The sequence below is a fragment of the Amycolatopsis kentuckyensis genome, from assembly GCF_002155975.1.
Classification (GTDB): domain Bacteria; phylum Actinomycetota; class Actinomycetes; order Mycobacteriales; family Pseudonocardiaceae; genus Amycolatopsis; species Amycolatopsis kentuckyensis.
Genome location: NZ_MUMI01000452.1, coordinates 1 through 10,119 on the forward strand (window position 1 = coordinate 1; position 10,119 = coordinate 10,119).

At 71.4% G+C, this 10,119-nt stretch carries 9 protein-coding genes; 4 read left to right on the plus strand and 5 right to left on the minus strand.

From position 1 onward, the window contains the following. Positions 1 to 1,113 (minus strand): MFS transporter (locus CCN39_RS36355; protein WP_244211155.1); only part of this gene is annotated, 1,113 nt, incomplete at its 3' end. 193 nt (positions 1,114 to 1,306) lie between these two features. On the opposite strand from CCN39_RS36355, the gene CCN39_RS36360 reads away from it, so the two are divergent. After that, entirely contained in the window at positions 1,307 to 2,455 is a 1,149-nt protein-coding gene (locus CCN39_RS36360; protein ID WP_086849827.1) for an MFS transporter, read from the plus strand. A 49-nt stretch (positions 2,456 to 2,504) separates the two neighbouring features. On the opposite strand, the gene CCN39_RS36365 is transcribed toward CCN39_RS36360, so the two are convergent. Beyond that, a complete protein-coding gene (locus tag CCN39_RS36365) occupies positions 2,505 to 2,885 on the minus strand; it encodes a DUF8711 family protein (RefSeq protein WP_208630541.1) in 381 nt (126 codons plus the stop codon). A 16-nt stretch (positions 2,886 to 2,901) separates the two neighbouring features. Next, positions 2,902 to 4,092 carry an RtcB family protein gene (locus CCN39_RS36370; protein ID WP_086849831.1) on the minus strand — a complete coding sequence of 397 codons (1,191 nt, stop codon included), beginning with the start codon at positions 4,090 to 4,092 and terminating at the stop codon, positions 2,902 to 2,904. 162 nt (positions 4,093 to 4,254) lie between these two features. Between CCN39_RS36370 and CCN39_RS36375 the strand changes: the two genes are divergently transcribed. Together CCN39_RS36375 and CCN39_RS36380 are read left to right on the plus strand one after the other, a co-directional pair. Continuing rightward, a complete protein-coding gene (locus tag CCN39_RS36375; protein ID WP_086849833.1) occupies positions 4,255 to 5,733 on the plus strand; it encodes a M48 family metallopeptidase in 1,479 nt (492 codons plus the stop codon). A 9-nt stretch (positions 5,734 to 5,742) separates the two neighbouring features. Next, positions 5,743 to 6,840, plus strand: a complete 1,098-nt coding sequence (locus CCN39_RS36380) for a DUF4034 domain-containing protein (protein WP_086849834.1) — start codon at positions 5,743 to 5,745, stop codon at positions 6,838 to 6,840. A 54-nt stretch (positions 6,841 to 6,894) separates the two neighbouring features. On the opposite strand, the gene CCN39_RS36385 is transcribed toward CCN39_RS36380, so the two are convergent. Together CCN39_RS36385 and CCN39_RS36390 are read right to left on the minus strand one after the other, a co-directional pair. Next, positions 6,895 to 7,935, minus strand: a complete 1,041-nt coding sequence (locus CCN39_RS36385; protein ID WP_086849836.1) for an aspartate-semialdehyde dehydrogenase — start codon at positions 7,933 to 7,935, stop codon at positions 6,895 to 6,897. Beyond that, positions 7,935 to 9,200, minus strand: coding sequence for an aspartate kinase (locus CCN39_RS36390; RefSeq protein WP_086849838.1), 1,266 nt, complete (start codon positions 9,198 to 9,200; stop codon positions 7,935 to 7,937). Before CCN39_RS36390 ends, CCN39_RS36385 begins: the two co-directional genes overlap by 1 nt. Positions 9,201 to 9,428: 228 nt before the next feature. Here CCN39_RS36390 and CCN39_RS36395 point away from each other — a divergent pair, with 228 nt between their 5' ends. Continuing rightward, the gene (locus CCN39_RS36395) at positions 9,429 to 10,019 is read left to right on the plus strand and encodes a nitroreductase family protein (protein WP_244211156.1); all 591 of its coding nucleotides are present in this window, start codon (positions 9,429 to 9,431) and stop codon (positions 10,017 to 10,019) included. Positions 10,020 to 10,119: the final 100 nt, after the last annotated feature.

Consider the following 10,119-nt stretch of genomic DNA (forward strand, 5'->3'; position numbering starts at 1 on the left):
CGGCGGCAGCGTGGCGCCGGTGCCCAGCCCGATCACGAGCTCCCAGCCCGCGGTGGCACCGTAGCCACCCGACGGCGTCGTCGTCGAACCCCAGGCCAGCCCGGCCGCGAGCAGCACGAACCCGCCCGCGACGACCGTGCGCACCCCCAGGACGGCGACCAGCCGCTCGGCGATCTTCGCCGCCACCAGCATCCCGCCGATCAGCGGCAGCAGCCGCACGCCGGTCTGCAGCGCGTCGGCCCCCTGCACCGCCTGGAACAGCTGCGGCAGCACGAACAGCAGGCCCATCAGCGCGAAGGACGCCACCGTGGCCAGCACCGCGCCCCAGACGAACCGCGGCTCACGGAACAACGCGAGGTCGGTGAGGGGCGCGGCCACCCGCGTCTGCACCCGGCAGAACACCGCCACCAGCGCGGCGCCCAGCGCGATCAGGCCGTACGTCACCGGGTCCGCCCAGCCGTGCTCGCCGGCGTGGACGAAGCCGTAGGTGAGCGCGACCAGCCCGGCCGTCGAGAGCGCGATGCCCGCGAAGTCGATCCGGCCCCCGCCGGAGCCCGGCGTGAGCGGCACGAGGAACAGCACCGCGACGACGCCGACCGCGGTCAGCGGGACGTTGATGAGGAACACCGAGCCCCACGCGAAGTGGTCGAGCAGCCAGCCGCCGAGCAGCGGCCCGAGCGGGATGCCGGCGAACATCGCCATCACCCACGTCGTCAGCGCCTTCGCCCGCTCCTCCGGAGGGAACAGGATGTTCAGCAGGGAGAGCGAGAGCGGGATGAGGAACGCGGCGCCGACGCCGAGCCCGACGCGGGCGGCGATCAGCTCGCCCGGCGAACCCGCGTAGGCGCACCACAGCGAAGCCAGCCCGAACACGGTGAGCGCGCCGAGCAGCAGTTTCTTCGGCCCGAACCGGTCGCCGAGCAGGCCGGCGGGCAGCAGCAGCGCGGCCAGCGCCAGCGTGTAGGCGTTGCCGAACCACTGCAGCTGCGTGGTCGTGGCGCCGAGGTCGACGGCCAGCGTCGGCACGGCGACGTTGAGCACGGTCAGGTCGAGGCCGATGGTCAGCAGGCTCACCGCGAGCGCACCGAGCGCCCACCACCTGCGTGGATGCACTTGAGTCATAGCGACCCCCAATTGATAGTGACTACCAAGTGAGAGTAGCTCTCATAATTTTCCGGCGCCAGGGGGCACGGTGCCGGAAATATGTTGCACGCGCGTACCACCTTGGGTTCTCATCGAGGACGTGCCTCTGCAGCCCTACCGCCGGGTGCTCTCCGTCCCCCGCGTCCCCTCGACGATGGCTTTGATGTTCCTGGCGCGCCTCCCGATGACCATGAACGGCGTGCTGATGACGCTGTACATCGTCACCGGGCTCGGCCGCGGCTACGGCGCCGCCGGGCTGGTCGGCGGCTGCGTCACCCTGGGGATGGCCCTCGGCGCGCCGCTGCTCGGCCGCTGCTTCGACCGGTACGGGCTGCGCCCGGTCGTCGCGGTGTGCGGGATCGGCACGACGGTGTTCTGGATCGCCGCGCCGCACCTGCCGTTCGAGGCGCTCGCCGTGGTCGCGGTCATGGCCGGGATGCTCTCGGTGCCGGCCGGCTCACTGGCCCGGCAGGTCCTGGCCACGCTCGTGCCGCTCGAGGAGCGCCGCGCGGCCTACTCGCTCGACACAATCTCGATCGAAGCGACGTTCATGATCGGCCCGGCGGCCGGTATCGCGGCCATCACGACGTTTTCCCCGACGTGGACGCTCACCGCGCTCGGCGTGCTGTTCGGCGGCACGGCGTTCCTGATCTGGCTGGTCAACCCGCCGATCCGCGAGGGCGCCGGCCAGGCGGAGGAGCTCGGCCCGCGGCCGCCGCTGCGGAGCTGGCTCACCGGCCGGCTGGTGGGGACGCTGCTGATCGCGGCCGGTGCGCTGTTCGTGCTCGTCGGCACCGAACTGGCGACGCTCGCGGCCCTGCGCGCGAACGGCGAGCTCGGCACGACCGGGCTGGTCATCGCGGTGATGTGCACGGCGTCGATCACCGGCGGCATCGTGCACGGCGTGGTGAAGCGGTCGCTTTCGCAGGGCGTGCTGATGCTGCTGCTCGCACTGCTGGTGGTGCCGGTCGGCCTGGCGGACCACCCGTGGTGGCTGCTGATGCTGGCGCTGATCCCGACCAACCTGCTGTGCGCGCCGACGCTGGCGGCCACGACCGAGACGGTCTCCCGCGTCGCCCCGGCGCAGGTGCGCGGCGAGGCGATGGGCCTGCAGGACGCGTTCACCCGGCTCGGCCTCGCGGTGGGCGGCCCGGTGGTCGGCTTCGCGATCGACCACTCGAGCCCGGAGTGGGGTTTCGTGGCGGCCGGGCTCGGCGGCCTGGTGATCGCTTCGGGCGGCCTGCTGCGCCGCCGCACCCCGGCCCCCGCCCCGGAACCGGCACTGGCAGCGGCCACGGCGAGCCCCGAGTGAGCCTGAGCGCCCGGCGCCGGAGCTCCCGGCCCTACGAGCCGGGGTGCCGCTAGCCGCAGGCGGCGCGGAGCGCGTCGAGCTTCTTGACGTTGCGCTGCACCCACTTGGCGACCACGCCGGCGTCCTCGATGCGCTCCTTCTGCACCTCGACGTACGAGTCGGCCATGCCGAGCAGCGCGTTCTTGACGTCCTGGTCCTGGACGTCGCCCGCGAGCTCGCGCAGCCGCTTCTCCTTGTCCTCGGCGCGCGCCTTGAGCTTGGCCGGGTCGACCAGGGGGTTCAGGTCGGCGAGCCCGAGCGCCTCGGTGCACGCCGCGACCTTGTCCGCCGTCCGGCTCCCCTGGTCGACCGCGTTGCCGACCTCGGCGCACCCGCCCAGCAGCAGTGCGCTCGCGGCCAGCAACGCGGCCGTCGTTCCACCCCTCGTCATGGCGCCAAAGGTACCGTCAGCCCTTGACGCAGACCACCTGCTTGAGGTGCGCCACGACCTCGACCAGGTCCGTCTGCGCGCGAATCACCGTTTCGATGTCCTTGTACGCCGCCGGGATCTCGTCGACCACGCCGGAGTCCTTGCGGCACTCGACGCCGGCCGTCTGGGCCGCGAGGTCGTCGGCGGTGAACAGCTTCTTCGCCTTGTTCCGCGACATCCGGCGGCCCGCGCCGTGCGAAGCCGACTGGAACGACGAGTCGTTGCCCAGCCCGCGGACGATGTACGAACCGGTCCCCATGCTGCCCGGGATGATCCCGAGGTCACCCGATCCGGCGCGGATCGCGCCCTTCCGGGTGACGAGCAGCTCGACACCGTCGTAGGTCTCCTCGGCGACGTAGTTGTGGTGGCACGAAATCGCGTCGTCGAAGGTCGTGCCCGGCACGACGTCCGCGAGCGCCAGCTTCACCAGCGCGACCATCGTGGCGCGGTTGCGCGCCGCGTAGTCCTGCGCCCAGAACAGGTCGCGCCGGTAGGCCTGCATCTCCGGCGTGCCGGCGACGAACACCGCGAGGTCGGGGTCGGGCAGGTCGGCGTTGTGCGGCAGCTTCCGCGCGACGGCCATGTGCCGCTCCGCCAGCTCCTTGCCGATGTTGCGCGAACCCGAGTGCAGCATCAGCCAGACCCGGCCCTCGTCGGCACCGCCCTGCTCGAGGCAGACCTCGATGAAGTGGTTCCCGCCGCCGAGGCTCCCGATCTGCCGCGCGGCCCGGTCGTGCAGTTCCTGGACGCCGGTGTGCAGCTCGCCGAACCGCTTCCAGAACGCGTCCCAGCCACCGACACCGTGCACCTTCGCCGGGTTCACGGGCGTCTTGTGCAGCCCGAAGCCGACGGGCACGGCACTTTCGATCCGGCGGCGCAGCTTCCCGAGGTCATCGGGCAGGTCGCTCGCCGTGAGCGACGTCCGGACGGCACTCATCCCGCACCCGATGTCGACGCCGACGGCGGCCGGCGAGACGGCGTCGCGCATGGCGATGACGCTGCCGACGGTGGCGCCCTTGCCGTAGTGGACGTCGGGCATCACGGCGACCCCGTGCACCCACGGCAGGTTCGCGACGTTGTGCAGCTGCCGCATGGCCTGGTCTTCGACCGACGCGGGATCCGCCCACATCCGGATCGGGACGCGGGACCCTTCGACAGCGGTGTACATGTTTCCTCCCCTTGAAGTGCTTACGGGCCCCAGGATGTCCCGGCCACCGCGAAAACACCAACGCGATTTCTTCGTGAGCAAAAAGAAATCCGCCGGTGGAGTCCTTCGTGCACAATGAGCCGACCGTCCGGGGAGGGGCGGCCTGGGGAGGATCGATCCATCGTGAAGACGTCGTGGCGCGCGCTCGTCGCCGTCGCCCTGCTGGCCGGGTTCCCGGCTCTCGTGTTCCTGGTCGTCGGCGGCTTCGCCGTGGCCGAGTACTACTTCTTCCGGCACTCGGGCATCCTGGCGATCAAGCTCGGCATCGTCGCGGTGCCGGTGTCGTACGCCCTGCTCAAGGCCCTGTTCGCGATCGAGCGGACCCGCGGCGGCACCGGGGGCGGCGTGCCGGTGACGCGGGCGGACGAGCCGGCGCTGTGGGCGCTCGTCGAAGAGCTGGCCGCCGCGGTCGGCACCCGGCCGCCGGACACGATCACGCTGGTCGGCGAGGTCAACGCCGGGGTCCGGGAGCGGACCGGGTGGCTCGGCCTGCGCGTGCGGCGGCGCGAGATGTTCATCGGCGCGCAGCTGTTCGCCGGGCTGCGGCACGACCAGCTGTGCGCGCTGCTCGGGCACGAACTCGGGCACTACAGCAACCACGACACCCGGCTGGCCGGGCTGACCTACCGCGGCCGCCGGTCGATCGAGCGCGCGCTGACCGGGCTCGGCGGCGACGGCTGGTTCGAAGGCCTGATCCGCAAGCTGTTCGTGCTCTACGCGAAGCTCTACTTCGCGGTCTCGGCCGCGGTCTGCCGCCGTCAGGAGCTCGCCGCCGACGCCGCCGCGGCCCGCGTCGCCGGCACCGCGGCGATGACCGGCGCGCTGCGCGAGGTCGAAGTCCTCGACGCCGCCTGGGACTTCTACTTCGACCGCTACGTCCCGATCGGCTGGGACGCCGGTTACCTGCCCGACCGGCTGGCCGGTGGCTTCCGGTCGCTGCTCGCCGACGAAGCACGCGCCGAAGAGTTCGACCGCGTCCGGCGGAACCCGTCGGCGGAGAAGAGTTCCCGCTACGACACGCATCCGCCGACGGCCGAGCGGATCGCGGCGATCGAGGCGCTTCCGGAGGTCCCGGGGCGGCCGGACGGCGGGCACCCGGCGAGCGAACTCCTCCGTGACGCGGCCACGACGCTGGAGACCGCGCTGGTCGCCGACTTTTCGGACCAGGCGAAAGCCAAGCGCCGCATCGGCTGGGACCGGCTGGTGGACCTCGGCGTCCGGCACTCCGTCACCCGCGCGGCCGGCGAGATCCTGGGTCCCGGCCGGACCCTGGCGCAGGGCCTCGACCTCATCGACGCCGGCCGCGCCGCCGAGCTGGCCGACCCGGAGCTCGTGCTGCCGGTGTCGGCCGGTCCCCGGGCCCGGCGCGAGCTCACCGCCCCCTCGGTGCGCGCGCGGCTGTCCATTGTGGTCGAGGCGTACCTCGCGGAAGCCGAGGTGGCCCACTGGAAGGTGTCCTGGTCGGGCCCGCCCGAACTGGTCGTCGCCGAGCCGCACGGCAGCGAGCTGGCCGCGGCCCTCGATGCCGCGGCGGCCGACCACGACACGGCGCCGCTGCGCCGCCTGCTGGCGGCCGCCGGCGCGCTGTCCGTCCCTTCTTGAGGAGAAAACGTGCTGTGGTTGTTCAACTCGAAGCGGCGCAAGGCCGCCTTCGCGCTGACCAGGGCCGCGAAGGCCCGCGGGATGAGCGTCGAGGACTACGCGAAGACGCTCTCCCCGGAGGAGCTCGCGCAGTACGTCCCCGAGGACGACCTGCCGAAGGTCGAGATGCCCGACGTCGCGCTGTGGGGTCTCCCGCCGGACAAGGAGGTGACGGCGGCCGAGTTCGTCGCCGACGCCCGCGTCGCCGAGGCCGTCACGGCCTACCGCGCCGGTGACTGGCAGCCGGGTGCCGCGCTGCTGGCGGACCTCGGCACCGACTGGGACCGCCGGGCGTTCGCGGTCCAGCAGCTCGGCAGCGCCGCCGCGGACGACGACGGGCCACTGAAGGCGTGGCGGGCTTCCGGCAGCGCGGACGCCGCCGCCGTCGACGCCGAGGGCCTGGTCGCGCTGGCCTGGCAGATCCGTACCGGAGCCACGGCCGGCAACGTCTCCCGCGACCAGTGGGCGGCGTTCTTCCGGGTGCTCGAAGACGCCGAAGCAGCGACCCGCGCGGCGGCCGGAGCGGCGCCGGACGACCCGACGCCGTGGTCCACGATGCTCACCGTCGCGATGGGACGCCAGTACGACAACGACGCCTTCCGCGAGGTGTGGGCGGAGCTGACGGCCCGCGACCCGCTCCACCGGCCGGGACACCAGCAAGCGGTGCAGTACTGGTGCGCCAAGTGGTCCGGTTCGCACGAGCGGATGTTCGCGTTCGCCGACGAAGCCGTCGAGAAGTCCCCGAAGCTCGCGGGCCTGGCCCTCGTCGCCGCGCACGAAGCGGAGGACAAGGGCGTCCAGGCCTGGAAGAGCGATCGGACGAAGCTCGCGCTGGACGTCCTCCTGCCGTGGCTGGACGGCGAAGGCCGGGACCACCCGGCGAACCTCCGCGACCGCGCGTACGCGGCCAAGGCGCTGGTGGTGAACGGCCGCTGTGACGAGGCCGTCGAGCAGTTCAAGGTGCTCGGCGTGCACGCGGACGCCCGGGTCTGGGCCTACACCGGCCGCCCGGAACGCGAGTTCCTGACGACGCGGTACCTGGCCTGCTACGGCGCGACCCGGCCGTGAACACACGCGAAGGCCCCTCACCGGTTTCGGTGAGGGGCCTTCGAAGCGTCTCGCCTAGAGCTGCTGCGCCACCAGCTCCGCGATCTGCACGGCGTTGAGCGCCGCACCCTTCCGCAGGTTGTCGTTCGAGATGAACAGCGCGAGCCCACGCCCACCTTCGACGCCCTGGTCCACGCGGATCCGGCCGACGTAGCTCGGGTCGTTGCCCGCGGCCTGCAGCGGGGTCGGGACCTCCGAGAGCTCGACACCCGGCGCGTGGGTCAGCAGCTCCGTCGCGCGCTCGACCGTCAGCGGCCGCTCGAACTCCGCGTTCACCGAGATCGAGTGGCCCGAGAACACCGGCACGCGGACGCAGGTGCACGAGACGCCCAGGCCCGGGATGCTCAGGATCTTGCGGCTCTCGTTGCGGAACTTCTTCTCCTCGTCCGTCTCCAGCTCGCCGTCGTCCACAATGGACCCGGCCATCGGGAGGACGTTGAAGGCGATCGGGCGGACGTACTTCTCCGGCTTGGGGAACTCGATCGCCGCGCCGTCGTGGGTCAGCAGCGAAGCGTGCTCCGCGGCCGCCTTGACCTGGTTCGCCAGCTCGTCGACACCGGCCAGCCCGCTGCCGGACACCGCCTGGTAGGTCGACGCGACCAGCCGGACCAGCCCGGCTTCGTCGTGCAGCGGCTTGAGCACCGGCATCGCGGCCATCGTGGTGCAGTTGGGGTTCGCGATGATCCCCTTGCGCGCCTCCTTGACGGCTTCCGGGTTGACCTCGCTGACGACCAGCGGCACGTCCGGGTCCATCCGGAACGCCGAAGAGTTGTCGATCACCGTGACACCCGCCGCCGCGAACCGCGGGGCCTGCGCCTTCGACGTCGCGCCGCCCGCCGAGAACAGCGCGATGTCCAACCCGGACGGATCGGCCGTCGAAGCGTCCTCGATCGTGATTTCGGTGTCGCGCCAGGGCAGCTTCGACCCCGCCGAGCGCGCCGAAGCGAAGTAGCGCAGCTCGGCGATCGGGAACTCCCGCTCCGCCAGCAGCTTGCGCATCACCGCACCGACCTGGCCGGTCGCGCCGACCACCCCGACCCGCAGCCCGTCCGCCATCAGCGACCACTCCCCGCGTAGACGACGGCTTCTTCGTCGCCGCCGAGTTCGAACGCCTCGTGGATCGCGCGCACGGCGTCGTCGAGCTGCGCGTCCCGGATCAGCACCGAGATGCGGATCTCCGAGGTGTTGATGATTTCGATGTTGACGCCGGCCTCGGCCAGCGCTTCGCAGAACGTCGCCGTGACACCCGGGTGCGAGCGCATCCCGGCGCCGACGAGCGACACCTTGCCGACGTGGTCGTCGTAGAGGACCGATTCGAAGCCGATCTCCGCCTTGACCTTCTCCAGTTCCTTGACGGCCTTGGCGCCGTTGGCCTTCGACAGCGTGAACGTGATGTCGGTGCGGCCGGAGACGGTGCTGGACACGTTCTGCAGCACCATGTCGATGTCGATCTCGGCGTCGGCGATCACGCGGAAGATCCGGGCCGCGGCACCGGTGTGGTCCGGCACCCCGGTGACCGTGATCTTGGCTTCGGAGCGGTCGTGCGCCACACCGGTGATCAGGGCTTGTTCCACGGGGATCTCCTCGATAGAACCGGTCACCGTCGTGCCCGGCTTGTCGCTGTAGGAAGAACGGACTCGGATCGGAACGCCGTAGCGGCGCGCGTACTCGACCGAACGCAGGTGCAGGATCTTCGAACCGCTGGCGGCGAGCTCGAGCATCTCTTCGTACGTGACGGTGTCGAGCTTGCGCGCGTCCGGCACCACCCGCGGGTCGGCCGTGTACACACCGTCCACATCGGAGTAGATCTCGCAGACGTCGGCGTTCAGGGCGGCGGCCAGCGCGACGGCGGTGGTGTCCGAGCCGCCGCGGCCCAGCGTGGTGATGTCCTTGGTGTCCTGCGCGACGCCCTGGAAGCCCGCCACCAGCGCGATGTAGCCCTGGTCGAGCGCCTCGGTGACCCGGCTCGGCGTGACGTCGATGATGCGCGCGTTGCCGTGCACCGACGTCGTCACGACGCCGGCCTGCGAACCGGTGAACGACCAGGCCTCGGCGCCCTGGGCCGCGATCGCCATCGCGACCAGCGAGTTCGAAATGCGCTCACCGGCGGTGAGCAGCATGTCCATTTCCCGCTCCGGCGGCGCCGGGTTGACCTGCTGCGCCAGGTCGAGCAGCTCGTCGGTGGTGTCACCCATCGCCGAGCAGACGACGACGACGTCGTTGCCCGCCTTCTTCGTCGCGACGATCCGTTCCGCCACGCGCTTGATCCGGTCGGCACTTTCCAGCGACGATCCGCCGTACTTCTGGACCACGAGGGCCACGCCCGAACCTCCTCGCGGGCCGGGCGGCTCCCTGGTGGGCACCGGAGAGCCCCCGCGTCCCATGATTTGAACTGGAGCCTACCGGGGCTTCGGCCGGTCGCCACCCTCTTGACGTGGGGCGGACCCCTCCGGTGGGTGTCGGGAAAGTAAATCTTCCGCAACACCAACGAAATGCGCGGAGCCCTTCCTCCCGAGTGATGCAGCGCACTCCTGGGTATCGTCGGGATCGTGCGGAAACCAGCTGTGACGAGCGTCCCGATCGCGACCCTGATGGCGGAACGGTGGAGCCCGCGGGCCTACGACGAGTCCGCCGCGGTCACCCCGGAGCAGGTGCGCGCCCTGCTCGAAGCGGCCCGCTGGGCGCCGTCGTTCGGCAACACCCAGCCGGCCCGCTACCTGGTGGGCGTCCGCGGCACGCCGGCGTTCGACGACATCCTCGCCACGCTCAATTCGGGCAACCGGGCCTGGGCGCACCGCGCGAGCCTGCTGCTGATCGGCGTGATGGTGACGACGAACGAGAAGGGCGAAGTCCCCTACGCGGAGTACGGGCTCGGGCTGGCGTCGGAGAACCTCGTGCTGCAGGCGGTCGAGCTGGGGTTGATCGCGCACCAGATGGCGGGGTTCTCGCCGGACGCGGCCCGGGCGGCGTTCTCGCTCCCGGAGGACGCCGTCCCGAAGGTCGCGATCGCCGTCGGGAAACCGGCCGCCCCGGAAGTCCTGGAGGAGGACTGGCGGATCGAGCGCGAGAAGGCGGACCGCGCCCGGCTGCCGCTGGAGGAGTTCGCGTTCACCGGCCAGTGGGGCAAGCCGGCCCTCTAACCCGCAACCCGCGTGATCGAACCCGCAACCCGCGTGATTGAACCCGAAACTCGCGTGATTGAACCCGCAACTCGCGTGATTGAAGCCGGAACTCGCGAGT

What these genes read in the sequence shown, in the direction of transcription:
- CCN39_RS36360 (WP_086849827.1), top strand. Translation starts at nt 1,307, where the DNA reads ATGTTCCTGGCGCGCCTCCCGATGACCATGAACGGCGTGCTGATGACG.
- CCN39_RS36365 (WP_208630541.1), bottom strand. Translation starts at nt 2,885, where the DNA reads ATGACGAGGGGTGGAACGACGGCCGCGTTGCTGGCCGCGAGCGCACTG.
- CCN39_RS36370 (WP_086849831.1), bottom strand. Translation starts at nt 4,092, where the DNA reads ATGTACACCGCTGTCGAAGGGTCCCGCGTCCCGATCCGGATGTGGGCG.
- CCN39_RS36385 (WP_086849836.1), bottom strand. Translation starts at nt 7,935, where the DNA reads ATGGCGGACGGGCTGCGGGTCGGGGTGGTCGGCGCGACCGGCCAGGTC.